This window comes from Campylobacter concisus, from assembly GCF_002092845.1.
Taxonomy (GTDB): Bacteria; Campylobacterota; Campylobacteria; order Campylobacterales; family Campylobacteraceae; genus Campylobacter_A; species Campylobacter_A concisus_AQ.
Genome location: NZ_LVXF01000003.1, coordinates 26,878 through 52,481, shown reverse-complemented (window position 1 = coordinate 52,481; position 25,604 = coordinate 26,878). Strand labels below are relative to the sequence as shown.

27 protein-coding genes and 1 other RNA gene are annotated in these 25,604 nt (G+C 38.0%); 15 read left to right on the top strand and 13 right to left on the bottom strand.

Annotated elements, in window-relative coordinates; genetic code table 11:
- Positions 1 to 32 precede the first annotated feature (32 nt).
- The 8 genes from pgsA to murJ are packed head-to-tail and all read right to left on the bottom strand — an operon-like array spanning position 33 to position 9,174.
- Complete coding sequence (gene pgsA, locus A3854_RS01965; protein WP_084041097.1) at positions 33 to 578, bottom strand: CDP-diacylglycerol--glycerol-3-phosphate 3-phosphatidyltransferase; 546 nt, start codon at positions 576 to 578, stop codon at positions 33 to 35.
- Positions 579 to 611: 33 nt separating this feature from the next.
- On the bottom strand, positions 612 to 1,400 hold the full coding sequence (locus tag A3854_RS01960; protein WP_084041096.1) for an enoyl-ACP reductase: 789 nt from the start codon (positions 1,398 to 1,400) through the stop codon (positions 612 to 614).
- Positions 1,400 to 2,269 (bottom strand): 4-hydroxy-tetrahydrodipicolinate synthase, encoded by an 870-nt coding sequence (gene dapA, locus A3854_RS01955; RefSeq protein WP_219336927.1) that lies wholly within the window; start codon positions 2,267 to 2,269, stop codon positions 1,400 to 1,402. The genes A3854_RS01960 and dapA overlap by 1 nt, the downstream gene beginning before the upstream one ends.
- A 26-nt stretch (positions 2,270 to 2,295) precedes the next feature.
- Positions 2,296 to 3,537, bottom strand: a complete 1,242-nt coding sequence (locus tag A3854_RS01950) for a M16 family metallopeptidase (RefSeq protein WP_084041094.1) — start codon at positions 3,535 to 3,537, stop codon at positions 2,296 to 2,298.
- A gap of 11 nt (positions 3,538 to 3,548) precedes the next feature.
- Positions 3,549 to 4,622: a quinone-dependent dihydroorotate dehydrogenase gene (locus A3854_RS01945; RefSeq protein ID WP_084041093.1), complete on the bottom strand. Its 1,074-nt coding sequence runs from the start codon at positions 4,620 to 4,622 to the stop codon at positions 3,549 to 3,551.
- A gap of 53 nt (positions 4,623 to 4,675) precedes the next feature.
- Positions 4,676 to 6,400: an ABC transporter ATP-binding protein gene (locus A3854_RS01940; RefSeq protein WP_084041092.1), complete on the bottom strand. Its 1,725-nt coding sequence runs from the start codon at positions 6,398 to 6,400 to the stop codon at positions 4,676 to 4,678.
- A complete protein-coding gene (cysS, locus tag A3854_RS01935; protein WP_084041091.1) occupies positions 6,393 to 7,787 on the bottom strand; it encodes a cysteine--tRNA ligase in 1,395 nt (464 codons plus the stop codon). The genes A3854_RS01940 and cysS overlap by 8 nt, the downstream gene beginning before the upstream one ends.
- On the bottom strand, positions 7,774 to 9,174 hold the full coding sequence (gene murJ, locus A3854_RS01930; protein ID WP_084041090.1) for a murein biosynthesis integral membrane protein MurJ: 1,401 nt from the start codon (positions 9,172 to 9,174) through the stop codon (positions 7,774 to 7,776). Before murJ ends, cysS begins: the two co-directional genes overlap by 14 nt.
- A 123-nt stretch (positions 9,175 to 9,297) precedes the next feature.
- On the opposite strand from murJ, the gene A3854_RS01925 reads away from it, so the two are divergent.
- The 7 genes from A3854_RS01925 (at position 9,298) to A3854_RS01895 (ending at position 15,763) form a co-directional block, all read left to right on the top strand.
- On the top strand, positions 9,298 to 11,211 hold the full coding sequence (locus A3854_RS01925) for a flagellar assembly protein A (RefSeq protein WP_084041089.1): 1,914 nt from the start codon (positions 9,298 to 9,300) through the stop codon (positions 11,209 to 11,211).
- Between the two features lie 17 nt (positions 11,212 to 11,228).
- On the top strand, positions 11,229 to 11,783 hold the full coding sequence (ruvA, locus tag A3854_RS01920) for a Holliday junction branch migration protein RuvA (RefSeq protein ID WP_084041088.1): 555 nt from the start codon (positions 11,229 to 11,231) through the stop codon (positions 11,781 to 11,783).
- Between the two features lie 11 nt (positions 11,784 to 11,794).
- Positions 11,795 to 12,835, top strand: coding sequence for a D-alanine--D-alanine ligase (locus A3854_RS01915; protein WP_084041087.1), 1,041 nt, complete (start codon positions 11,795 to 11,797; stop codon positions 12,833 to 12,835).
- Between the two features lie 64 nt (positions 12,836 to 12,899).
- Entirely contained in the window at positions 12,900 to 13,130 is a 231-nt protein-coding gene (locus tag A3854_RS01910) for a type II toxin-antitoxin system Phd/YefM family antitoxin (protein WP_021091404.1), read from the top strand.
- Positions 13,120 to 13,905 (top strand): alpha/beta fold hydrolase, encoded by a 786-nt coding sequence (locus tag A3854_RS01905; RefSeq protein WP_084041086.1) that lies wholly within the window; start codon positions 13,120 to 13,122, stop codon positions 13,903 to 13,905. The genes A3854_RS01910 and A3854_RS01905 overlap by 11 nt, the downstream gene beginning before the upstream one ends.
- A complete protein-coding gene (locus tag A3854_RS01900; RefSeq protein ID WP_084041085.1) occupies positions 13,902 to 15,326 on the top strand; it encodes a Mur ligase family protein in 1,425 nt (474 codons plus the stop codon). Before A3854_RS01905 ends, A3854_RS01900 begins: the two co-directional genes overlap by 4 nt.
- Positions 15,323 to 15,763 (top strand): hypothetical protein, encoded by a 441-nt coding sequence (locus tag A3854_RS01895; RefSeq protein WP_084041084.1) that lies wholly within the window; start codon positions 15,323 to 15,325, stop codon positions 15,761 to 15,763. Before A3854_RS01900 ends, A3854_RS01895 begins: the two co-directional genes overlap by 4 nt.
- 11 nt (positions 15,764 to 15,774) lie before the next feature.
- Here the strand turns inward: A3854_RS01895 and A3854_RS01890 are convergent, their stop codons facing one another.
- A complete protein-coding gene (locus A3854_RS01890) occupies positions 15,775 to 16,788 on the bottom strand; it encodes an HdrB C-terminal domain-containing protein (protein WP_084041083.1) in 1,014 nt (337 codons plus the stop codon).
- A gap of 60 nt (positions 16,789 to 16,848) precedes the next feature.
- On the opposite strand from A3854_RS01890, the gene A3854_RS01885 reads away from it, so the two are divergent.
- The 4 genes from A3854_RS01885 to rnpB all read left to right on the top strand — a co-directional run bounded on the left by A3854_RS01885 (position 16,849) and on the right by rnpB (position 20,348).
- Positions 16,849 to 17,670, top strand: a complete 822-nt coding sequence (locus tag A3854_RS01885; protein WP_084041082.1) for a thiamine-phosphate kinase — start codon at positions 16,849 to 16,851, stop codon at positions 17,668 to 17,670.
- The gene (truD, locus tag A3854_RS01880; protein WP_084041081.1) at positions 17,648 to 18,772 is read left to right on the top strand and encodes a tRNA pseudouridine(13) synthase TruD; all 1,125 of its coding nucleotides are present in this window, start codon (positions 17,648 to 17,650) and stop codon (positions 18,770 to 18,772) included. The genes A3854_RS01885 and truD overlap by 23 nt, the downstream gene beginning before the upstream one ends.
- A gap of 453 nt (positions 18,773 to 19,225) precedes the next feature.
- The gene (locus tag A3854_RS01875) at positions 19,226 to 19,843 is read left to right on the top strand and encodes a Type 1 glutamine amidotransferase-like domain-containing protein (protein ID WP_180378631.1); all 618 of its coding nucleotides are present in this window, start codon (positions 19,226 to 19,228) and stop codon (positions 19,841 to 19,843) included.
- A gap of 180 nt (positions 19,844 to 20,023) precedes the next feature.
- An RNA gene (rnpB, locus tag A3854_RS01870) (RNase P RNA component class A) lies at positions 20,024 to 20,348 on the top strand.
- 14 nt (positions 20,349 to 20,362) lie between these two features.
- On the opposite strand, the gene A3854_RS01865 is transcribed toward rnpB, so the two are convergent.
- From A3854_RS01865 to A3854_RS01850, 4 genes are read right to left on the bottom strand one after another with little or no spacing between them, the layout of a single operon-like run.
- Positions 20,363 to 20,590 carry a hypothetical protein gene (locus A3854_RS01865; RefSeq protein WP_084041079.1) on the bottom strand — a complete coding sequence of 76 codons (228 nt, stop codon included), beginning with the start codon at positions 20,588 to 20,590 and terminating at the stop codon, positions 20,363 to 20,365.
- Positions 20,583 to 20,954, bottom strand: a complete 372-nt coding sequence (gene fliS / locus A3854_RS01860; RefSeq protein ID WP_084041078.1) for a flagellar export chaperone FliS — start codon at positions 20,952 to 20,954, stop codon at positions 20,583 to 20,585. Before fliS ends, A3854_RS01865 begins: the two co-directional genes overlap by 8 nt.
- Before the next feature lie 9 nt (positions 20,955 to 20,963).
- Complete coding sequence (fliD, locus tag A3854_RS01855; RefSeq protein ID WP_084041077.1) at positions 20,964 to 22,724, bottom strand: flagellar filament capping protein FliD; 1,761 nt, start codon at positions 22,722 to 22,724, stop codon at positions 20,964 to 20,966.
- A 2-nt stretch (positions 22,725 to 22,726) separates the two neighbouring features.
- Positions 22,727 to 23,122 carry a FlaG family protein gene (locus A3854_RS01850; RefSeq protein WP_084041076.1) on the bottom strand — a complete coding sequence of 132 codons (396 nt, stop codon included), beginning with the start codon at positions 23,120 to 23,122 and terminating at the stop codon, positions 22,727 to 22,729.
- Between the two features lie 120 nt (positions 23,123 to 23,242).
- Between A3854_RS01850 and A3854_RS01845 the strand changes: the two genes are divergently transcribed.
- From A3854_RS01845 to A3854_RS01830, 4 genes are all read left to right on the top strand, one after another.
- Positions 23,243 to 23,587, top strand: coding sequence for an ornithine carbamoyltransferase (locus A3854_RS01845; protein ID WP_084041075.1), 345 nt, complete (start codon positions 23,243 to 23,245; stop codon positions 23,585 to 23,587).
- Entirely contained in the window at positions 23,584 to 24,150 is a 567-nt protein-coding gene (gene rsmD / locus A3854_RS01840) for a 16S rRNA (guanine(966)-N(2))-methyltransferase RsmD (protein WP_084041074.1), read from the top strand. The genes A3854_RS01845 and rsmD overlap by 4 nt, the downstream gene beginning before the upstream one ends.
- Positions 24,151 to 24,214: 64 nt before the next feature.
- Positions 24,215 to 25,267 carry a flagellar basal body P-ring protein FlgI gene (locus tag A3854_RS01835; RefSeq protein WP_084041073.1) on the top strand — a complete coding sequence of 351 codons (1,053 nt, stop codon included), beginning with the start codon at positions 24,215 to 24,217 and terminating at the stop codon, positions 25,265 to 25,267.
- Positions 25,267 to 25,566, top strand: coding sequence for a rod-binding protein (locus A3854_RS01830; protein ID WP_054196705.1), 300 nt, complete (start codon positions 25,267 to 25,269; stop codon positions 25,564 to 25,566). The genes A3854_RS01835 and A3854_RS01830 overlap by 1 nt, the downstream gene beginning before the upstream one ends.
- The last annotated feature ends 38 nt before the right edge of the window (positions 25,567 to 25,604 follow it).

Below are 25,604 nucleotides of genomic sequence, written 5' to 3'. Positions count from 1 at the left end.
AAAAACTTTGGGTCTTACAAACAAAAGAAATTTTAGCTCTTTTTCATCGCTTTTACGTAGGCAAAAATGTACTCAAACCCAGAATAAAGCGTAAGTGCAACAGCAATCCAAAGCAAAAGCTCTCCGCCTGGCCAGCTCATCAGTAAAAATCCAACCGCAAACATCTGCGAAACGGTCTTTATCTTGCCAGCCATTGATGCAGCGACCTCGACACCATCACTTGCCATCACGACACGAAAGCCAGTTATAAAAAATTCCCTCACTAAGATGAGATAAACAGCCCAAGCGCTCGCTCTGCCAAGCATCATAAGCCCCAAAAATGCAGCAAGAATTAGCATCTTGTCTGCTAGTGGGTCAAGGATAGCGCCAAGCTTGGTCTTTTGATCCCAGCTTCTTGCGATGTAGCCGTCAAAAAAGTCAGTCACCGAGGCGATCACAAAAATAAGAGCTGCGAAGTAGTTTATCCAGCTTATGTGAATTTGCGTAAAAATTCCTGGCGCATTTACAAGCATAAAAAACATAAGTGGAGCCAGTAATATCCTAAAAAATGCCAATGCGTTTGGTAAATTTAAACTCACAAATATGCCTTTATGCTTAAAATTTTAATTTTCTCATTTAAAAGTCGTGCCGCCATCTATTATAAATGTATGCCCAGTCACCCAGCTAGCCTTAGATGAGCATAAAAATAGACATGCTCCGGCTAGGTCAGTTGGCTGTCCCATGCGGTTTAGTGGACTAAGCTTTGCTGTCATATCGCGCACCTCTTCGTAGTTTGTAAAGGCTCTTAGTGCGTCTGTCTCGATAGGACCGCCACTTACGACGTTTACGCGGATATTTTTTTCGCCAAGCTCGGTCGCAGCGTATCTTGCCATGGCTTCAACGGCTGCTTTTGCTGTGCCGTGACCTGCGTAGTTTTCGATATAGACTAAATTTCCAGTTGATGATAGGCTGATGATACTACCACCACCCACTTTTTCCATGCGTTTTGCAGCCTCTTGAGTGCCTACGACAAAGGCATTTACTGTTGCTGTAAAGATATTGTTTATGCCTCTTGGTTTTAGCTTCATAAATTTAGTGTATCCGCCAGCTACTGCACGACCTGAGATGATAGCATTTGAGATGAAAAAATCAATCCTATCAAAATCCTCGTCTATCTTTAAAAATAGCTCTTTATAAGTCTCTGGCTCGAGAATATTTAGTGCATAAGCTCTTGCTTTTATCTTATAAGTAGCCTCAAGCTCTCTCGCTTGCTCTTTTGCAAGCTCTTCGTTTGAGTTGTAGGTAAATGCTATATTTACACCAGCTTTTGCAAATTCTTCAACTATGGCTCTACCGATACCTCTAGTGCCGCCACTGATGACTAGCGTTTTGCCTTTAAATTCGTTTAGTGTGTCCTTCATTAAAAACCCTTTATTTCGTAATTTTTTATTACTTCTTCTATCTTTTTAAAATTTTCTTTACTTGGTTCGCAAAGTGGCAAGCGGTACTCTAAAGAGTCGATGAGTCCAGCTAGATACATCGCTGCTTTGATTGGTATCGGATTGCTTTCGCAAAAGAGCGTTTTATTTATCGTGTATAGATTGTCGTTTATTAGTTTTGCTTTTTTGTACTCTTCGTTCATCGCAAGGTGTGTAAGCTCTGAAATTTGATCTGGCAAGAGATTTGCAGTAACTGAGATAACGCCTTTGCCACCATTTGATATGATAGGATAGTTGATCGCATCTTCACCGCTAATGACTACTAAATTTGGCTCGTGAGCCAGTAGATCGACGCATCTATCTATACTACCTGTAGCCTCTTTGATGCCGTAGATATTTTTACACTCTTTAAAAAGCCTAAAAACAGTCGCTGGCAAGATATCCACTCCAACTCTACCTGGAACATTGTAAAGAAGCACGGGAATTTCAATGCTATTTGCAATGGCTTTGTAGTGCTCATAAAGTCCTTCTTGTGTTGGTTTGTTGTAATAAGGTGCAACTGAAAGGATGCCATCAGCGCCATGAGCTTGAGCAAATTTAGCGATACCAATAGCCTCGTGAGTCGCGTTACTGCCAGCACCAGCTAGTACTTTTACATTTGTGCCTTTACACGCATCTACGGCTATTTCGATACAAATTCTATGCTCATCATGTGTTAGTGTTGCACTCTCGCCGGTAGTTCCAACTGGCACAACGACATCTATGCCGTGTTTTATCTGTCTTTTTATTAGCTTTTCAAAACTGACTTCATCTACTTTTTGATTTTTAAATGGCGTAATGAGTGCGGTCATCGCACCTTGAAGCGAATTTTCCACGTTTATTCCTTTTTTAAAATTATTGTTGTGCTGGTTTTTTCATTAAAATATCTATTTGCTATCTCTTTTAAAAGCTTGGCATCTATCTTATCGATATTTTTTTCAAGCTCATAAAGTGGCTTTATATCGCCTCTAGCAAGGTATGAGCCATATAAATTTGTAACCTTGCTTGCACTCTCAAATGAGTAAATAAAATCAGTTTTTATCAAATTTTTAACTCTTAAAACATCTTCTTTGTCGATTGGCTTATTTTTTAAATCATCTATGATCTTTAAGATTTCAGCCTCAACTACGTTTGCTTCGACATCTGGGTTGCAAACTGCTAAAAATATAAATAAATTTTCATCAACACAGCTCATATTGTAAGCATAAATTTGGTTTACAAGCATTAGCTCATCGACTAGGCGCTGCTGCAAAATAGAGCTTTTGCCAGTGGCTAGATACTCGCTTATCGCGTTTAGCCCCACTTGATCAGCGTGTTTAAAATTTGGGATTTTGTAAGCGATCGCTAGCATTTGCGTTTGGCTATCTTTATAGACGATAGCCCTTCTTGCGCCGTCTTGCTCAGGCTCTTTGCAGTGTAGTTTTGGGATGGCTCTTTTATTTTTTATGCTGTTAAAATTTTTCTTAGCTATTTTAAATGCCTCATCCTTGCCGATGTCGCCACTTATCATCAAAATAGCATTTTTGGGCTGATAAAAAGTAGCATGAAATTCTTTTATGTCGCTAATGTTCCAGTTTTCGATATCTTTTATAAAGCCTATCGGCGTCCAGTGGTATGGATGGTAGATAAATGCGTGGTTGTAGAGCCTAAAGTAGAGATATCCCATAGGATTGTTGTCTGTTCGCCACCTGCGCTCTTCGTGCACTACGTCTCGCTCTGGTTGAAATTCTTTGTCTTTTAGGCTTAAATTTTTCATAAGCTCAGCAAAAAGACCAAGCGTTTTGTCTAAATTTTCATTTGAAGCTTTTATAAAGTAGTGGGTGTAGTCAAAGCCCGTACTTGCGTTATTTACGCCACCAAAGCCTTTTACGATCTCATCAAACTCCCCAGCACGTAAATTTTTAGTTGATTTGAAATTTAGATGCTCTAGCATGTGGGCGATACCACTTTTGCCCATCACTTCGTTTCTTGAGCCAACTTTGTAAAAGACATCGACGCTTATCACTTTTGAGCCAGGATTTACTGGTACGTGATAAATTTCAAGTCCGTTTTCTAGTTTTGTTTTATTAAATTTTATCAATCTTTTGCCTTTTATTTTTTAACATCTATGCCGACCGCTTCGCTAATAGAGGCAAAGCCGTCTCGCTTTAAAAGCTCTAAAATTTCTAAATTTATATCTCTTGCGACCATCGGACCTTTAAAGATAAAGCTTGTAAAAATTTGCACTAGATTTGCTCCCATTTTTATGCGCTCATATGCCTCTGCACCGCTATCTATGCCGCCACACGCGATAAGCGTCGTCTTGCCATAAAGCTCATCTGCCACGGCTTTAAATATCTCTTTTGACTTTTTAGCTATCACCTTGCCACTTAGTCCGCCAAAATCTTTTAGATTTGATGAGTGAGAGAGTGAGTAATCAACGCTTGTATTTGAGACAAGCACACCACTAGCGCCGTTTTCTACCGCGCAGCTACAAAGCTTGATCGCATCTTCGTGGCTCATATCAGGAGCGATTTTAAAGATGATTGGTTTTTTAGTAAGTGGCAAAATGACGCTAAAAAGTTCTTTTATGAAACTCTCATCTTGTAAGGCTCTTAAATTTGGCGTGTTTGGCGATGAGACGTTTATGACAAAGGTGTCGCAAATTTCGCTAAATTCTCTTACTAAAATTTCATAGTCTTTTATCGCATCTTCATTTGGTGTGACCTTGTTTTTGCCGATATTTGCCCAAATTGGCAAAGTATAAGGATAAAGTTTTTTGACTCTATTTTTAATAGCCTCACAGCCATCGTTGTTAAAGCCCATCGCGTTTTGGATACTCTCTTCGTCTATAAGCCTAAAAAGTCTTGGTTTATCGTTGCCAGGTTGAGGTTTTGGAGTAAATGTGCCAAATTCTAAATACCCAAAGCCAAGAGCCGTGAGTGCTTCAAACATTGTGGCGTTTTTATCAAAGCCACCAGCTATGCCAACTGGATTGTGATAAGTGCTTGAGAATAAATTTTGTTTTAGCGCATTGTCATCGACCACGCACTTATTTGCTACAAAGCTTAATGATCCTGGAAAAATTTTATTTGCCCCGATCATTGCAAGTTCTGCGATTTTATGGGCAGTTTCTGGATCAAATTTAAAAAATATAGATTTTAAAGTTTCGTAGTTTAAGCTCATTTTGACCTCTTTAAAATGCCTAAAAATTTACGCAAATCTTAGCAAAAATCGCCTTAAACTAAGGCTTTGCCTTTAAGTTTTGCATAAATTTCATTTCTCTTGCTAAGCTCCTCGTCGCTTCCACTATCAATGATCTTGCCATCACTCAAAACTGCGATCTTATCGGCATTTTCAACCGTGCTTAAGCGGTGAGCGATGACAAAGATGATCTTTTTGCTTCTTAGATTATTTATCGCTTTTGTGATCTCTTTTTCGCTCTCGTTATCAAGCGCTGAAGTAGCCTCGTCAAAGATTAGGATTTGTGGATTTTGATAAAGCGCTCTAGCTATGGCGATGCGCTGTCTTTGACCACCTGAGAGGTTGGTGCCAAATTCATTTAAGATAGTGTTTATGCCGTTATCTAGCTTGCTTACAAACTCATAGGCATTGGCTAGTTTTAGTGCGTTTATTACGGCATCTTCGTTAAATTCTCTGCCGTAAGCGACATTTTTAGCAACCGTGTCGTTAAAGATATAGACACGCTGGGTTACAAGCCCGATATTTTGGCGAAGTGAGTGAATTTTGATATCTTTTAAATTTGTGCCGTTTATCAAAATTTCTCCGCCATTTACGTCGTAAAATCTCATAAGCAAATTCATAAGCGAGCTTTTTCCGCCACCACTTGAGCCAACAAGGGCTATAAATTCTGACTTATTTGCCTCTAAATTTATCCCTTTTAGGACCTCTTTGTCGCCGTAGCTTAGGCGGACATCGTTAAATTTGATCAAATTTATCTCTTCGTTTAGCTCTTTTTGGCCATCTTTTATCTGGCTTACCTTATCCATCAAGAAAAACGTTCTCTCGCTTGCTGCGATGGCATCTTGCATCTTGTTGTAGATATTTACGATGCGTTTTAGCGGGGTGTAGAGCATAAAAAGCGCTGTTAAAAATGAAAAGAATGCGCCCATATTTATATGCCCGTCGATGACGTCTTTACCGCCTATTATTATAACCGCTGCCACGCCTATTGAGCCTATGGTCTCCATTAGTGGGCTTACTAGCTGCTCGATCTTGACGCTTTTTAAATTTAGCCTAAAAAATTTGTTGTTTTCATCAACAAAGCGTGAATGCTCGTATTCTTGGGCGTTATTTGCTTTGATTATCTCGATATTTGTAAAAATTTCACTAAGCGCAGAGGTGATATCTGAAGTTTTTTCTTGTGACTGCTTTGAAATTTTCTTCATCCTTTTAGCAAGGCGCGAGATCGGATAGATCGCCACTGGCATGACTACAAGGGCGAAAAATGCCAGCTTTGGACTTTGATAGATGACGACGCAAAGAAGCCCTATAATGGTGACTGACTCTCTTGTTAGCTCGGGTATGATGCTTGAAACAATAGATCTTATGCGCTCTATGTCGTTCGTAGTTCTGCTTATTAGCTCGCCTGTTCTAAAATCATTAAAAAATTTCATGTCCAAATTTAGTAAATTTTCAACCATCTTTTCACGAAATCTTCTAATCGTATCTTGACCGATATATGCGGTAAAATAAGCCTGCATAAATGTACCTATATTTTTTAACACATAAATGGCAATAATCGCACATGGCAACATATAAAGCAATGTTTCGTTCTTTTCAACGAAAATTTTATTAAGTACTGGCTCCACTAGATATGCACTGACTGCTGTTCCGCCACTTGCTAGAGCCATGCCGATGATGGCAAAAATGAAGTGTGGGATATAGTCTTTAAAATATGGACCAAAGCGCTTTAGCACATCTTTTAAGCCAAAATTATTCATTATTTCTCTCCCAAACTGCGCCATTTGGCGTATCCATGATAGAGATATTCATCTTTGCTAGCTCATCTCTTATCTCATCAGCCCTTGCGAAATTCCTCTCTTTTTTAGCTACCGAGCGCTCATCAAGAAGTTTTTGGATATGCTCTTTTTGCTCGTCACTTACGCCAAACTGAAAATACTCAACATAATTTGTACTAGCAATGCCTAAAAATTCACTTATTAGCTCTAAATTTGCCACTACTTCAGCCTTATATACTTTATCTTTTGGATTTGTATCAAGCCTTTCATTTGCCGTTTTTACAAACTCATCGACACTTGCAAGCGCTTTTGAAGCATTTAGATCATCACTTAGTGCTTCAAGTAGCTCATTTTTAAAGCTCTCATTTGCCATGCCAGCTTGCACGCCATCAACTCTTTTTTTGAGGCGGTAAATTTTATCAAGTCTTTTTTTTGAAGCCACTAGATCTTCATCCGAATAGTTAAAATGAGCTCTGTAATGGCTCGTAAGCAAGTAATATCTAAGCACTTCGCCATGAACGTTTTTTAGGGCGTCTTTTACGAAAAAGCTGTTATTTAGGCTCTTGCTCATCTTTTCGTTATTTACCTTTATAAAGCCGTTGTGCATCCAGTATTTGCTTAAATTTTTATGATAGGCGCATCTGCACTGACTTGCCTCGTTTTCGTGGTGCGGAAAGAGTAGGTCGATGCCGCCAGCGTGGATGTCGATCTCAAATTTATCATTTTCTTTGTCACTTAGAAATTCTCTTATCATAGCCACACATTCGGTGTGCCAGCCAGGGCGACCCTTGCCAAATGGGCTCTCGTACCATTTCTCGTCAAATTTCCAAAGCACGAAGTCTTTTTCATCTCTTTTCTCGCCAAAACTTGCCACTCGTGCGATTAGATCGGTGTTATTATCCTTGCCACTAATGCTAAAATATCCACTATCTTTACTCGTATCAAAGTAAATTCCATCGCTCGTCTTATACGCCACACCTCTATCCATAAGCACCTTGATGTAGCTAATGATCGCCTCCAAGCACTGCGTAGCCTTTGGCTTAAAGTCTGGATCAAGCACGTTTAAAGCGCCCATGTCGCTCTCGTAGTGCGCTATATATTTGTTTGTGATCTCTTCTAGGCTTTGGCCAGTCTGTGCCATCTTGTTTAAAATTTTATCATCGATGTCGGTGTAGTTTCTTGCAAATTTGACCTTGTAGCCAAGCGCTTTTAAGACCCTTCTTAAAAGATCAAAGCTAACGGCTGACTTTGCATGTCCCAAATGCGCGTCGTCATAGACCGTTGGGCCGCACAGATAGATGCTAACTTCACCATCTTTAATAGGGCTAAACTCAACCTTTTCTCTTTTAGAAGTATCAAAAATTCGCATTAAATATATCCTTTAAAAATGTTAAACCAAAATAGAGCAAAACCGCCAAAAGTGCGATAGCGGCTATAAATTTAGGCTCGATTATAGCTAAAAATCGCTTAGCACCAAAGGCTCTAATGTATAAAATAAGCTGCAAAAATCCCCCAAGTGAGCTTGCAAATGCAAGGCCAGCAGCTCCAAATTTCTGCATCAAAATGACAGCTAGGATCAAATTTATCACAAGGCAGATGATAGAAATTTTGGCCGCCTCTTTTTGCTTCATATTTGCGTAAAGCCAAAGTGAGAAAATTTTAGCCAGTCCAAATGGCGTAAGCCCCACCAAATAAGCGCTTAGCACCTTGGCGCATTCAATGGTATTTACCCTTACGAAATTCCCTCTCTCAAACAAGAGCCAGATGATAAACTCGCTTAGCACGACGCCTGTGATCGTAGCTGCTAGCAGGGCGCAAAGTAGTAGATAAAAGCTCTTTTTCGTCCAAACTAGGGCATTTGCCTCATCTTTTTGCTTTAAAAGCCTAGTGATCTTTGGGAAAAGTGCCTGAGAGAGCGCGATCGCAAAGATGGCGAGTGGGAGCTGAAAAATTCTATTTGCATAAAAGAGGTAGCTTATCGAGCCACTTACCAAAAAGCTAGCTAGCCAAGTGTCCATAAAAGCGCTTATCTGCATCGCACTTGAGCCAAGCAAACCGTGGTAGAAATTTATAAAAAAGCCTTTGCTTTGCGCTCTTTTGCCCTTAAAATATCCACTTAGTCCGCCCCAGAAAATTTTATTTAAGGCGTTAAATTTCATAGCGATTAGATGCACCAAAACCTGCAAAATGCCGCCTGCAACGACGCCAAAGCTAAGATAAAGTGCGACCACGCTCTCGCTCTTGCCACGAGCCAAAAGTAGTGAAGCGATCATGGCTAAATTTAGCAGTGCAGTAGAAAATGCAGTCGTTGCAAAGTGCCCTTTATACTGAAGCAGCGCACCCATGAAAGTGACGATATAAACAAGGGCTAGATAGTAGAAATTTATACGCACGAGTGGCACTGCGTCTGTGACATTTTGTTCACTCAGACCACTTGCGATGATCTTTATAAAGTAGGGCGTAAATAAATTTACAAGAAGCGTTAATACGCCTATAAAAAGTAAAAATTTGATAAAAATTTCAGCCTGAAAGATCGCTTTTTTCTTGCTATTTGCAAAATTTGGCAAAAATGCCTGCGTAAAGGCACCCTCACCAAAGATGCGGCGAAATAAATTTGGTATCTTAAATGCTATAAAAAAGAGGTCGCTAAATATGCCAGCTCCAAGGATAGAAGCTGTTAAAAGGTCTCTTATAAGTCCAAGAATTCTTGAAACCATAATGCCAACTGAGTTTGAAAAAAAACCTTTTATAAACATCGCTCACCTAAATTAAATTTGAAAACGCAATAGTAACAAAAGATGCTTTAAAGCTTACATAACCCAAATTTAATAAAATTTTGGCGATAATAAGAGCCAAATTTTATGTGAAATGGATCAATTTTGAGCGAGAACGTGCAAGAAAACGAGAGATTTTTACCGCCAACGCAAATTCAAACTTCAACACCTTATATATCGCTTAAAGAATTAAGCAAGCAACACAGCGTACCGGTAGAATTTATAGATTTTAAAATTTTAGATATTTTGACTTATTATAAAAATAAAGATAATGAAGAGCCAGTTTTTGTCCCTGAAGAAAATTTAGACTTTTTTGATGATAATGCTTTTTATCTTGACGAGACACTAGAGATCGAGCAGGTCTATGATGTGGAATTTTTTGATGTTAGGCTAAATGCTGTACCAAAGCTTCCAAAGATAGAAATCGGTGTAAATTCAACAGTTACAAAAGTAGTCGCAAAGGTAAAAGCTACAAAAGATTGTGAATACGAACAGCATTACGAAGATAAACTTTTTGAATATATCGCCAAACAGCTTATGAAAGCTCAAATTTTAATAGGTATAAGGATAGGCAAACTAAAAGACGAGCTAAAACAAATCGCCTCAGTTGTGCATGTAAAGGGCGAACTTGATAAAGATTACATGCTAAATATAACACAAGGTATAAATCCAAAAAAAGCTACCGATGCAAAGATACTTTACTACTACAAAGATAAACTTGATGCGATAAAAGAAGAAGATAAGGTTGATTACGCTGATAGAGGTTTTGTTTTTGGCGTGGCACAAGATGAAGTGATAATGGAAGAGAAAAAGTCTCACGAAGGGCAAAATGGCCGTGATGCGAGAGGTAAATTATTAGCAGTAGAAAAGCCAAAAGAAGATACTGGCAAAGAGATAATTATAAGCGAAAATATAGAGAGAGTAGAAAATGACGATAGCATAATATATATCGCTAAAAAATCAGGATATGTAGTTGAGAAGAATGGCTCATTTGATATTGAAGAGCGCATAGAGATAAATGAGGCAAATTTTAAAACAACTGGCTCTATTCAAGCAGGCACTGATACAAATGTGACTTTGGTGGTTAGGGAAACTGACACTATAAAAGATGCCATCGGCACTGGCATCATCGTGGAGGCTGACGAGATCGAGGTTAAAGGAAACGTCGGTGCAAATGCGATGGTTAAAGCAAATGAAGTAATAATCGGCGGTCAAACACACCAAAAGGCTAAAATTTATGCAAAAAATGCAAAAATTTCTATCCACATCGGTAAGGTTGAAGCTGAAAATGTCGAGATAGATAGGCTAGAAGGCGGAAATGTCGTAGCAAAAAGAGTTAAGATAAATAGCGTTGTTGGTGGCTCTATAACTGCTCAAAATATCCAAATAAATACGCTTGGCTCAAACTGCACTATCACAGCTTCACACTTAATAGACGTAAGATATTTAAGAGGCACTGACAATAAATTTATAATCGATACTAGCAAAATGCCTGAGAGTGCTGAGGCTACGCAAGAGCAATTAAATAAGATCGAATATACAAAAGCAGAGCTTGCTTCGCTTCTAAAAAATATTGAAACAAAGAAAAATGTCATAAATGAAAATAAGGACTCGATTTATACCATAAAAGCAAAGGTAGAAGAGCTCTCAAAAGCTAAAGTGATACCACCAGTTACCTTCATGAAAAAGCTAAAAGAGTATCAAGGTCTAGTCAATGAATACAACACTTTGCTAAAAATTTTTAAAGATAAAAAAGAGTTGCTAGCTACTTTAAAAGATGAGCTTGAGATCATGCAAAATGGAATATTTTCTGCAAAAGTGATAAATAGAGGCAACTGGGTTGAGTTAAATGAGATTAGATTTGTTATCGTTGATCCTCCACAAAATGTCACTTATATCTCAAAGCAAAATGAAACCGCTCATGCCATTACTTTAGAGAAGATCGGCGATGGCGATGAGGCTGAGTATAAGATCAAAAAGTCAAATAAATTAGAAGACTACACAGATACAAATTTTTAAGAATAAAAGGTTAAATGATGATAAAAGCGATCGAAGGTATCGTAAGCAAAAAAGATCCCGCATTTGTGATACTTAAAACAAATAGCGGCATAAGCTATGGAATTTTTATCTCGCTTTTTTGCTCAGCAAAACTTAGTAAAGGCGAAAAGGTCGAGCTTGCCATAACGCAGATCATAAGAGAGGACGCAAATTTACTCTATGGCTTTTTGGATGCAAATGAGCAAAAGATGTTTGAGATGCTTATTAAATTAAATGGCATCGGAGCTAGCACGGCTATGGCAGTTTGTTCAAGTCTAAGCTCACAAGCATTTACAAATGCCATAATAAGCGGCGATGCAGATACCTTTAAAAGTGTGCCAGGTATCGGACCAAAGACTGCTAGACGCATCATAGCTGAGCTAAGCGACGCAAAGCTAATAAGTGATGAGAGTGTGCCAAGCTACCAAAATGAGGCACTTTTGGCACTTGAGGCACTTGGCTTTAAACGTGAGAAGATAGTGAAAATTTTGCCTGAGTGCAAGAGTGAAAATACGAGCGATCTTATAAAAGAAGCATTAAAGAAATTAGGATAAGGATTAAAAAGATGAATTTAGGTGTAATATTTGGAGCAAAGAGCTATGAACATGAGATAAGCATAGTTAGTGCGATAGTTTTAAAAAATGTCCTAAAACAAGAGCTAAAATTTATATTTTGCGACGCAAATAGAGATTTTTATCTTATCGAAGAAAAAGATATGAGAGCAAATTTCTTTAGCTCTGGTAAATACAAAAATTCAAAAAAGCTCATTTTATCTAAAGGTGGATTTTTCATACACTCTCTCTTTGGTGATAAAAAAGTAGAGTGCGACGTCATTATAAATTTGATCCACGGCATGGACGGCGAAGATGGCAAGATAGCGGCACTTTTTGACTTTTACGGGGTCAAATATATAGGTCCAAGGCTTGAAGCAAGCGCACTTAGCTACAACAAAGAGCTTACTAAATTTCTAGCACAAAAAGCTGGTGTAAAGGCGCTTGACTATGAGATGCTAACTCGTGAGAGCCAGCCAAAATTTCACTATCCTATTATCTTAAAGCCAGCAAGACTTGGAAGTAGCATCGGCGTAAATATAGTGCATGACGCCAGCGAGCTAGCTTATGCAAAAGACGTGGCATTTGAGTTCGATAAAGATGTGCTTGTCGAGCCTTTTATAAAGGGAGTAAAAGAGTACAACCTTGCAGGCTGTAAGATAGATGGAAAGATAAAATTTTCTATCATCGAAGAGCCAAAAAAGAAAGAATTTTTAGATTATGAGCAAAAGTATCTTAGCTTTTCAAACGAGAGTAAGGTCAAAGAGGCCGATATCTCTGAGGAGCTAAAACAAAAGCTCAAATTTAATTTTTCTAAAATTTATGATTGCGGCTTTGACGGAGCGATCATTAGATGTGATTTTTTTGTGATCGATGATGAGGTATATCTAAACGAGATAAATCCAAATCCAGGAAGCCTTGCAAACTATCTATTCGAGGATTTTGAGAGCACTTTAAATGCTCTTGCAAACTCACTTCCAAGAGAGCGTAATATAAAGATCGATTATAGCTTTATAAACTCGATCACTTCAGTAAAAGGTCGCGGAAAAATTTAGGCCATTTAGTAGATTATAAAGTAGTTTGTGATATTTTACGTAAAATTTTACACAAAGAGCGACAATGGTAACTTTTACAAAAGACGAAATTTATACAGCAACTGAAGTAGTTAGAAATTTTAGTTCAGTGCTCTCTCGTGTGGGAGCTAATGAATTAAAAAGAGCGGTCATTGTTAAAAATAATAAATTTGAAGCAGTGCTTTTAAATATGGAAGAGTATGAGCGCCTTTGCGAAGCAGTGAGCGTGCTTGAGAGCATTTATACTGCAAAAAAAAGAGAGAACGATGGCGAGTAGGGCGGTAAAGTACGGCTCAAATGAGTTTGATATAAACTACGAGATCGTAAATCCAAAATGTAAAAAAATAGTACTTTTCTTGCACGGCTGGGGCGCTAATAAAGAGATAATGAAAAAGGCATTTGGCTCATATTTGAGCGAGCTGTGTCACGTTTATATCGATATGCCAGGCTTTGGTAAAAGCTCAATTACTGATCCGTTAAAAACAAGTGATTATGCAAAAATTGTTGAAAATTTCTGTGGTGAGCTTGGCATAAATCCAGATATCATCGTAGGTCATAGCTTTGGTGGCAAGGTCGCAACGCTTCTAAAACCGCCACATCTTGTGCTTTTAAGCTCAGCTGGCATAGTTGTCAAAAAGCCATTTATTGTGCGCGCAAAGATCGTTATTTTTAAAATTTTTAAGCTTTTTGGATTTGGAAAATTTTATAAATTCTTTGCCACAAAAGATGTGAGCGGTATGAGCAGAGTGATGTATGAGACCCTAAAAAACGTAGTTGATGAGGATTTTACGAAGAATTTTGCTAGCTTTAGCGGCAAGGCTTTGATATTCTGGGGAGAAAATGACAAGGCAACGCCTATAACAAGCGGAGAGAGCATACATAAGCTCATAAAAAATAGTTCATTTTTTCCGCTTAATGGTGATCATTTTTTCTTTTTACTTCACGCTAAATTCATAAGTGACGAGATAGAAAAAGGGCTAAAATTTGAGCCAAATGAAGCAAAAAATGTTGTTCTAGATGACGATGAGAGCGGGATCGAGGAGATAAGATGAATATATTTTTAAGCATAAGCACAGTTTTATTTATCTTTGCGCTCGCTTTTTATGTGATTACTTGCTTTCAGTGGTTTTCATATAGGCCTGAGCGCGTGCTCTTTCACTTCACAAAGCCCGCTTGGCACGTCTTTTTCTTTATTGTGCCGTTGGTGCTTTTTTACACGACTGGCAAGTGGTTTTTTATCTATTTTTACTTTGCTCTTTTGCCAGCTCTTTATCTTTGGCACAAAAAACTTGATAAAAAGCTAGTCTTTACCGCCAGGATCAAGCACTTTTTTGTGATCCTTGCTTGCGCTATCATCCTAAACTACGCTCTAAATTTCATCATTCACAAGGCGTTTTTGGCTCCTATGCCACTTTTTGTCTTGGTTGTGAGCCTATTTTTTAGTGAAATTTTAGAAAAGATAAAATTTCAAGGCTTTAAAAACAAGGCGCTTAAAAAACTGGGTGCAAATAAAGAGTTAAAGATCATCCTAATCACAGCAAGCTACGGCAAAACGAGTATCAAAAATTTCTTATTTGAAATTTTAAAAGATAGCTTCGTCTGCTACAAGACGCCTCGCAGCGTAAATACAATGGCTGGTATCATCAAAGATATCAATGAAAACTTAAACGAGCAAACGCAAATTTACATCGCAGAAGCAGGCGCTAGGCTAAAGGGCGACATCCTAGAGATCACAAAATTTCTAAACCCGCAAATCGTCATCGTTGGCGAGATCGGCGCGCAACACATTGAGTATTTTAAAACACTTGATAATATCCGCTCTACCAAGCTTGAAGCACTTCAAAGCAACCGTTTGCAAATGGCATTTTTACATAGCTCGACAAAAAAAGAGCCAAGCCAAAATTTAGAAATTTACGATGAGAGCCTAAAAGATATAAATGCAAATTTAGATGGAATTTCATTTACGCTTGATGGCAAAAACTATGCTTCGCCGCTACTTGGCAAATTTAACGCTACAAATTTAGCCGTTTGCATCAAGGTGGCAAAATACCTAAAAATGAGCGATGAGGCGGTAGATAGAGCGCTATCTAAGATAAAAAACGTCGAGCACCGCTTAAGCAAGATCGAGGCTGGCGGCAAGCTGATAATTGACGATAGCTTTAATGGAAATTTCTCAGGTATGAGCGCAAGCTACGAGCTTGTAAGCACCTACGCTGGCAGAAAAGTGCTGCTAACGCCTGGTATCGTCGAGAGCGATGCGGAGCAAAATGCAAATTTAGCCAAGGTGATAAATGAAATTTTTGACCTTGTCGTCATCACAAGCTCGCTAAATGCTGAAGTTTTACTAAAGCACATCGTAAAGCCAAAGATCATCATCTTAAAGGATAAAAATAAAATGCAAGAAATTCTAGCTCAAGATACGCGTGCTGGCGATCTCATACTATTTTCAAACGATGCACCGAGCTTTATATGAAAAAGATAGTTTTTTTAATCCTAGCTTTAAATTTAGCATTTAGCTTTGACATTGATGATTATGACAGAGGTATTGAGGCGCTAAATGCTGGAGATTACGTAGCTGCGTATGAAATTTTCTATGATGGCTGTGAGCAAAAGGATGTGCTTTCATGCGAGGCTTTGGGCGATATGTTTGTAAATGAGGAGATAAATGAGCAAATGGATGGAGATCTAAAAAAGCACTCAAATATCGAGCTTGGCGTGAGTTATTATATGAAAAGCTGCGACCTTGGCTACCAAAATGCTTGTGATGACGTGATGAGCTTAAGGGATGATTTAAACATAAGCCTACCAGTTGGTGTTTATGAAAACGCCAAAGCAAGGTACGATGAGATAAGACAAGAAGACGAAAAAGAAGAAGCCTTAAGCGAGCAAAATGCGACTTTACAAAAATAAATTCTCTAGTTTTAGACTAGATTTACTTTTAGCGTATGCTCTTTTAGGCTTGCTGGAATTTTGCCATTTTCAAACTCGATCAGTTCGCTAACTCTTAAAATATAAAAATCCTGCAAACTTCTGTTTGTAAATTTTTCAAGCTTTTTTGAAAGCGTGTCAAACATATAAAACTCAGCATCATTGCTAGCTAGTAAAAAATCAGCCCCGCTATCAAACGCATTAAAAATGGTCTTGCTTGCAAGTGCAAATGCAAGCTTTTCATTTACTTTTAAAAGTTCAAATCCACAAGGAATTTTGATGTTTAGATTTATAAAATTTGCTCTAAATTTATCTAAATTTGCAGGGATTTTATCGCTTACGGCTATTTTAAACTCTTTAAATTTATCCAAGCTCTTTATCTTTTCAAGCTCATTTTTTGAGGTTTCATCCTCTTTTATCCCTAAAATTTCTTTAAAAAACCTAATCGATTCGGTATAAATTTCGCTTCCACCAAAGATAAAATCATCAATCTTGTAAGCTATCAAAATACCATTTTCATTGTTGATAAGCCTCATGATCTCATCATTTTTTTCTTTTTTATAAAGATGATGAGCTAGCATGATGGCCGCTGCACCTATAAAATTTGGCTCGTATTTTCTCACAAAATCAGCATAAAAATATGGCTTTAAGCTTGCATAAAATTCTTTGTCTGCTTGATCGCAAAATTTATCAAATGGCTTAAATTTCTTCCAAAAGTCATCATCGTTTATCTCAAGATCTAAAACCGCTCTTTTTTCATCAAGTGGCGAAATCACAAGCTCGTCTGCAAATTTTTCATATAAATTTACTAATGGTTCAGCAGTGTTCACTACGACATCATTTACTTTCACAAAGCCAGTTATTGGCTGAAAATAGGGATCAATTTTTTTAACATGCAAAAATAGCTCGTCAAGGTTTGCGTAATCTAAAATTTCTAAAAAATATGGTTTAAAATACGACAAAATATCCTTTTTTGCATTAAATCTAAAAATTTCTATTTTTTGCATTTGACTCCTTTTTGGCTTATTTTATCCTAAAATTAAAAGGAGTTTCATTATAATGGCCCGATGGATAAAGAAAATTTCACGATTGAATGCTTTGGTAACGCTTATATTGGCGATGATGCGGCCGTGCTTGGCAAGCAGGTCTTTAGCAAGGATATCTTTGCTGAAAACTCGCACTTTAAGCATGGCTGGCTAAGCCTTGAAGAGATCGGCTACAAGGCGATGATCGTAAATTTTTCAGATACGATCGTGATGAATGCTAGGCCAAAATTTGCGCTTCTTGGACTTAGCTTGCCAAAGAATTTTTCGCCGCAGCAAATTAAAGAGCTAAGTAGTGGCATAAACAGAGCTTGCGAGGAGTTTGGCGTAAAGATAATCGGTGGCGACACGATAAGTAGCAAAATTTTAAATATAAGCGTTAGTGTAATTGGTGGGCTAAATGGCAAAGCTGTGCTTAGAAAAAATGCAAAATACGGAGATCTGGTGGCTTTTACTGGCGAGCTTGGAGGTAGCAAAAAGGGGCTAAATTCGCTTCTAAGGCTAGCTAAAATTTCAAAAAATTCACGTTTTAAAAAGCCTACTTTAAGAGATAAATTTTTCTACAAAGCAGCTCATCTTGTAAACTCAGCTATGGATATCTCAGATGGGCTAAATGCCGATCTTGTTAAGCTTTTAAAGGCTAGCAAAAAGGGTGTTAAATTTATAAAAAAGCTAAGTAAATTTGAGCTTAGTAGCGGCGAAGAGTATGAAATTTTATTTACTTTTAGTCCTAAAAATTTAAACGCCATCAAAAGGATCGCCGCAAAAACACGGACAAAGATTAGCGTCTTTGCAAAAATTTCAAATAAAAGGTTAAAACAAAATGCAAGAAACCACCACTTTTAAGCCACTTTATGCACTCACTCATGCACCCATCGAGGCTTACTTTTCTAAAAATTCAGATGATTTTGTCGTGCGCGAGATACCACTTTACGAGTTTAGCGGTGACGGCGAGCACTTGATCGTTGAAATTTCTAAAAAAGATATGACAACGCAGGAGGCTTTGCATGTCTTAAGCGAGGTTACAGGAGCTAAGATGCGTGATTTTGGCTACGCTGGGCTAAAGGACAAGCAGGGTATGACGACACAGTTTATCTCTATGCCGCGTAAATTTGAAGCGGCTCTGGCAAATTTTAGCAACGAAAAGATGAAAATTTTAAGCCTAAATGTGCATAAAAATAAGCTTCGCATCGGACATCTAAAGGGAAATAGCTTTTTCATCCGCTTAAAAAAGGTGCTACCAAGTAATGCCAAAAAGCTAGAGCAAGCATTTGTTAGTATCGATAAAATGGGCTATGCAAACTACTTTGGCTATCAGCGTTTTGGTAAATTTGGCGACAATGCCGAAACTGGGCTTGAGCTACTTAAAAATGGGACGATAAACGGCAAAAAGAGCAAAAATGTAAAGCTAAACGACTTTTTGATCTCGGCATATCAGAGCGATCTTTTTAATCGCTGGCTTAGCAAACGCGTGGAGATTTCGAGGTTCGCGCATGATTTTAGCCTCTCTGAGCTAGCTCAAATTTACCCGTATCTTGATAACGCGATTTTGAAAAATTTAAAATCTCAAAAGAGATTTTTTAAGCTAATTGAGGGCGAAGTTTTGGGGCACTACCCGCACGGTAAGTGCTTTTTGTGCGAGGATTTGAACGCAGAAGGCGCGCGCTTTGATACTAGAGATATCACTAGCTGCGGGCTGATAGCGGGCACGAAGGCGTATGAGGCGCAGGGCGCAGCTAGGGCGGTAGAGGATCAAATTTTCGCGCAGGCAAATGAATATAAAGCTAAAATGACGGGATCTAGGCGCTTTGCGTGGTGTTATTTGGAGGATACGAGCTACAAATACAACGAGGAAAAGGCGCACTTTACGATAAATTTCACGCTGCAAAAAGGCAGCTACGCGACTGTTGTGCTAGAAGAAATCTTGCATAAAAATATCTTTGAGTAGGGCGGCGGCTTGTCTTGCGAGCGCTTTTAAATGATTTTTGTGTCTATGCCGGTAACTGCAAGCAGAGTATAAATTTTGCTCTGCGATAGGCTGTATGCCTTATTTTTGGACGAAATTTACTTCTTTTGTTTAACTACGAGCATAGTGATACATAAAACATTTAAAACCATCTCGCAAGACTACACCTTAACTTTCACATTTAAATTTTTGTAAATCAAAATCCGCCTCGCCTAATGCTCTTTAAAAGCTATAAACCAAGTGGTGCAAAAACTTTACCTTGTCGTTTTAAGCTCAAATTTGAGGCAAAATTTATCAAATTTTTATACCAAGATCCATATCTTAAATCGCTAAAATTTATCCGTGGAACAAGATGCGAGCGACGTGAAATATAAGCGTTTTTAGGCTCGTTTGGATATAATGGGTTTGCAAATTTATATTTTAAAGGGATTAAAAATGGCGAATATTTTTCTTTGCTCTTATTTCGCGGAGGTTGCGAGCAAGATCAATGAAGTGGTAGATTTTCAAGGTAAGCATGTTGCTTTTATCGATACGGCAGCAAAATTTGAAGAGGTGAATTTTTACGTAGATGAAGCGGTGGAAATTTTAGAAAATTTTGGCGCAAGGCTAAGACGCCTTGACGTCTCTTGCGCCCAGAGTTTAGCTGTGCCAGTATCTGAGAAAGATGAGCTATTTTGCAACGATGAAATTTTATCTGCCATTAGTCAGTGCGACATCATTTACGTTAGCGGTGGAAATACATTTTATCTACTTAACGAGCTGCGAAAATCGCGCGTCTGGCAAGCTATAAAAAATGCAGTCAAAGCGGGCAAAATTTATATCGGTGAGTCAGCAGGTGCGGTCGTAGCGGCACCAGATACGAGATATGCTACGCCTATGGATGAAAATAGCGTAAACGTGAGTGATTTTACAGGCTTAAATTTGGTGGATTTTTTCATAGTGCCACACTTTGGTTGCGAACCTTTTATAGAAGCTACACGCGAGACAATGAAAAAATTTGGCAATTCTTGTGATTTGCGTCCTATAAATAATGCAGAATTTATCGCACTTTAATATAAAAATACAGCTATTTGACTAGTAAAAATTTATATAAAACGTAAGCTAGACTTTTGCTCAAATGGTTGTCTATAAAGTCGCTTTTTGTATGTAAAATCATATGGCTTAGAAGAAGTAAGTGTAGTTGTGATAAAAGCTAAAGCTATAAATTTAAGCCAAAACCGCTATAATTTCGCTCTGGCACGGTAAGCGATCGCTTTTGTTTTGAAAAAGAGGAAAGTCCGAGCTGCGATAAGACAAGGTTCCATCTAACGGATGGCTAGGGAAACCTAAGGGATAGTGTAACAGAAAGTAGACTTCCGCTTCGGCGGTAAAGGTGAAACGGCGGAGTAAGAGCCCACCGGCACGCTTGGTAACTTGCGTGGCCATATAAACCCAACCTGCAGCAAGAAGGGATGGTTTTGGTCTTATATTAAAACCCTTCGCTAGAGCTTGTTTGTAAAAGCAAGCGTAGATAAATGATCGCTCAAGACAGAACTCGGCTTAACGCCGTGCCTTTAAATTTATAAAAATTGATTAGTTTGTTACGTATTTTTGCGCTTTTTGTAGTTTTATAAGCTCATTTTGAATATGTGAAGACTTGCTTTTTAAAAGCTCTATTGCGCCGCCAATTAGTGCTTGTGCTTCTTGTGCTGAAGCTAGGCTTGTAAACATATCTTCACTAAAATTTTGTGATAAAGCAGCTATCTTGCTCGTGTCTTCGTTTATCAATGCTAATTTAAATTCATTGATCCAACTATTCACCTGAAGTTACCTCTCTCCATGCTTCAGATAGTTGCTTTACGACATTGGTTACTTCATTTAAGGCTGCGATATCGTTTTGTATATTTGCCATAGCAAGAAGCTGCATCTGTCTTGTATAAAGGCCGCTAAGATAGTGGGCTACGTCGCCTTGAGAATAATCAAGCGAATTTAAAAGCTCAACAAAAATAGCGTTTGTCCTATTTATATAATAAACTTTTTTCTCTATATTTCCAGCTTCTATCGCCTTTTTTGTACGAAATATAAATTTTAAAATTCCGTCATAAAGCATTTCTATTAATTTAGTTGGGGACTCAATGCCCCCAAAACTAGACTGTGCGTATGCACTATATGCACTTTGATTCATCTTTCTCTCTTATTTTCTGCTATTTATCTCTGCATCGATCATTGATTTTAGTGTCGAGAACTGATTTTCTAAGCTTGCAATGATAGCGTTATACTTGATAAAGCGCTCTTGCATTGTTGTATATTTCTCATCTAAAAGCTTTTGTGTGCTCTCTTTATTTTTTGTGATCGACTCGTTTTCGTCTTTTAACTGATTTTGCATAGCAACCATCGTGCCTTTTTTACCAACGACACCATCAAGCATTTTAGCTAGCTTTGTAAATAGCCCATCTGTCTTTTTCGTTACTGGATTTATAGTGGCTTCATTCATACCTAGAGCCGTTAAGGCTGAATTTTTACCTTTTACCTCGATATTTTCGCCATCGCTTCTTTTTAAGACGATTCTTTTGCCACTGTTATCAAGACTGGCTGTAACTCCAGTTATGCCAGCGTCATTTATGGCTTGTTGAAGTTTTAGTGCATTCTCTTCAGCTGTGGCAGTAGCAGTAGTTGAAAATGTAACTGACTTGCCGTTTATCGTAAGATCACCAGCTTTTATGTCTAGTGCTCCAGTGCTAACAGTCGATGCTCCCATATAGCTTATTGGCTCGATCTTGCTTGATCCCATGAAAAATTTCTGAATCTCTTCAGGATCTTTGCTAAGAGCTGCATTTAGCTTGTTTAGGTCAAGCTGAAGTTGTCCGTCTTTATCAGGCACTATGCCATATTTGCTTAATGCTTTGCCTTCGCTATCTTGTCCATTTACAAGACGACCAATGTTTGATCTTAAGCTTGAAATTTCGCTAACGCCTTGGAAGGTGCCAGCTCCCTTTTCCTCGTCATATTTTGTGGCTATACCAAGGTTCATGGTCATTAGGTTGTAGTCTTTGATAAATTCTTCAACCGCTTTTATTACCTCTTTTGTATCCTGAGAGACGCTTACGTTTGTTTTACCAGTTTCATTTAATGTAATAGAAATTCCCGGCCTTAAGTCGTTGAAGGTATTTTTGCTTCTTTTTACATTTACTCCGTTATATGTAAATTCCGCATCTTGTGCCTTTAAAATTCTATTCTTTTCAAAATTTGATGTCATCTTTGGTGTGCCATCAGGATTTGTTAGCAGAGTGCCATTTGCATCTTTATCTTGAAACTGCGTACTATCCCAGCCAAGCTTATCTAAAACGCCAGCCGTATCATTTGAAAATTTAATAGTCTGTGTAGCACCAGTGTTGCCTGATTGAAGCATGATTTGATTTGGCTTATCTCCGCCAACATTTAAAATTCTAGCTTGTAATTTGCCGCCACTGATATCATTTATCTTGTCTACAATATCTTGATATGTGGTTGATCTAGTTACGCTAATAGAAAATTTTTGTCCATCGATCTCAACGTCAAAAGAGCCGTTATTTGTCGCACCTACTAAGCTTGAAGCGTTTTTGAAATTTGAGCTTTGAAATGTATCTTTTTGAGCAAGTTTTTGCACATCGATACTAAAATTTTGCACGCTAACGCCATTTGCTGCTGAGGCTGTTACGCTTTTGCCAGCATTGTTTGTAGTTCTTTTTAGATAAAGTGCCTCTCCGCCAAGTGTTTTGCCACTTACGTTTACGTTGCTAACTAGAGTTTTTAGCGCTGCAAGGTCTTTTTGCTTTAGGTCATTTCTCTCTAGTCTTTTTGTTAAAGGCTTGATCTGTCCTGCTTCGTCTGCTTCTTTTAGCTTTTTGATAAGATCGTCATTTAGTCCGCTATTTTTTGTGCCGATACCTAAATTTGTTACGTTACCTACTGCCATTTTTAACTCTCCTTGTCAAAAAGTATTCCGATGCTTTCTTTGAAATACTCGCTTATTCTTATAGCTTCTTTGCTTGGAAGTTGTGTTATCTCCTCGCCAGTTTTAGCGTCTTTTACTTGCACGACCATTAAATTTAGCTTCTCATTGTAAGCAAATCTTACATTAGTATCGAGTTGCTGCATTTGATAGTTTAGTCTGTCAGTGACCTCTCTTGTTCTTTTGGCAAGCTCTTCGTTGCTAAGTCCGTCTAGCTCGTTAACATCTTTTGTTTCATTGTTTTTATCAGCACTTAATTTAACATCAGAATGCTCGATAGGTCTGCTATCTATTTGACGCTGAGCAGATGTGCTCATGCTCGTATCTAGTACCTGATTTGCTGCTGCCTTAAAGATTTCCATAGTTTTACTCCTTAAAACTTACGTTAGCTTCTACATCGGTAAAATTTTAAAATCCTTTAGTGTTTATACAAATTTTTGATTATTTAGGCTAAAATCGAGCAAAAATTTATAGGAAGAGATATGAAAATTTCATTTGAGTGCGAGTGTATTTTGCTTCAAAAGACACTGCTGCTTTTTTGTGGAAATTTGGCTGCTCATCATAAGGATTGTGATTTTGTAGTGAGTGACCGCGAGATCGCGACAAAAAAACCGCTATTTATAATAGGTAAAAATGCTCATCTTTCTCATCCTTTTACTAAGACAACACTTCTTGATACACTTGAAGAATTTTACTCAGCTATGCAAATTTCAAAAGCAAATGAGCTAAATGAAGCTAAAAATGAAAAGGGCTTAGAAGAGAAAATTTCACTTTTGATAGATAAATTTAAAGCTGATCTACTAGAAATCTTAAGGGCAAATCAGTGAAACTCTACACTAAAATCTCAAGTGGTAAATTTAAAGGTAAAAGGCTTGAACTGCCAAGCCTAAGCACGACTAGAAGCACAAAAAGCATCGTAAAAGAGTCTTTTTTTAACGTCATTAGAGATGAAATTTACTCACTTACATTTATAGAGGGTTTTGGTGGAAGCGGCGTGATGGCAAGCGAGGCCGTTAGCAACGGAGCATGTGAGGCTATTGCTATCGAAAAAGACAGAGCTGCTTTTAAGATCACGCAAAGCAATCTTGCTAGCCTAGAGTGCTCAAATTTAAAAGCAATAAATGGCGATACCTTTTCTGTCTTGCCTAATCTTGTAAATTCTCAAAGTGGTAAGGTTTTGCTCTATCTTGATCCGCCGTTTGACATAAGAGCTGGCTTTGATGATATCTATGAAAAGCTTGTAAATTTAATCTCACAGCTAAAAAAAGAGAAAATTTACATGATAGTTTTTGAGCACAACAGTGACTTTAAATTTAGCGATGAAATCTCTACATTTAAACTTGTAAAATTTAAAAAATTTGGAGCTACTTCGCTCTCTTACTTCCAATAATTTATAAAAATTTGGAACATCTTTTGCTTTAAAAACCTAAAATAGCTAAATTTTAGGAAAAAATATGAAAAAATTTTTATCTTTTGTAGCAGTTTCAGTGATAGCTACTTCAGCCTTTGCTACGCAGATAAAAGAGCTTGCAAACATCGTTGGTGTAAGGGATAACCAGCTAATAGGCTACGGCCTTGTGGTTGGGCTAAACGGCACAGGTGATGGCTCAACGTCAAAATTTACGATACAGTCTCTATCAAACATGCTTCAAGGCGTAAACGTAAAGATAAATCCAGATGATATCAAGTCAAAAAATGCAGCTGCTGTTATGGTAACAGCTAAGCTTCCTGCATTTGCAAGACATGGCGATAAGCTTGATGTTGTGATCTCATCCATTGGCGATGCAAAAAGTTTGCAAGGTGGTACTCTTCTCATGACGCCACTAAAAGGCGTTGATGGTGATATTTACGCTTTGGCTCAGGGTGCTTTAAGCATCGGCGGAAAAAGCATGGGTAGATCAGGGGGCAACCACCCAACCGTTGGCTCTATTCTAAATGGAGCTTTGGTTGAGCGAGAAGTAACTTATGACATTTATAATCAAGATAGCATAAGACTAAGCCTAAAAGATACAAATTTTAAAACCGCTCTTGATATCCAAAATGCTATAAATGCAAATATCTCTGATGATGCCGCAAAGGCGATCGATCCAAGAACGGTTATCGTTAAAAAGCCAGATGATGTTAGTATTATCGAGCTTGCAAGCGCTGTGCTTGACCTTGATGTAGAGTATAAACCAGATGAAAAGATAGTGGTTGATGAGAGAACTGGCACGATAGTAAGTGGCATAAATGCTGTGGTTAGCCCAGTTGTCTTAACGCATGGTGCAATCACAATAAAAATAGAGCCAAATAGCTACGATGAAGCAGCGCAAAACGATGTAAATATAGGAAGTGATACGTCTGTCGCACCTAGTCAAAATTTACTTAAAATTTCAGGTGAGAAAACAACCGTTGCAAACGTAACAAGAGCTTTAAATAAGCTTGGAGCAACACCAAGCGATATTATATCGATACTTGAAAATTTAAAGCGAGTTGGTGCGATACAGGTTGATTTGGAGATAATATAATGCAAATAGATAACACCTTAGCGCTAAATTCATACAATGAAATTTCTACAAATAAGATAAAAAACGCAAATGCTAAACAAGATGCTCTTTTAAAAGAGCAAACTGATGCATTTGAGGCTTATATGGTAAAGGCTGTGCTTGATATTGCTTTAAAAGAAGATGAGCACAACTCGCTATATCCAAAGGCTGCTGGTAGCGATATCTATAGGTCAATGTATAACGATGCAATGAGTAAAGCATTGAGTGGAAATCTTGGTTTTTCAGAACTTTTGTACGATTTTTTAAAGAGAGACTCTTAAGTAAATTTATATTCTGCCGATGTAGTGATATAAACATT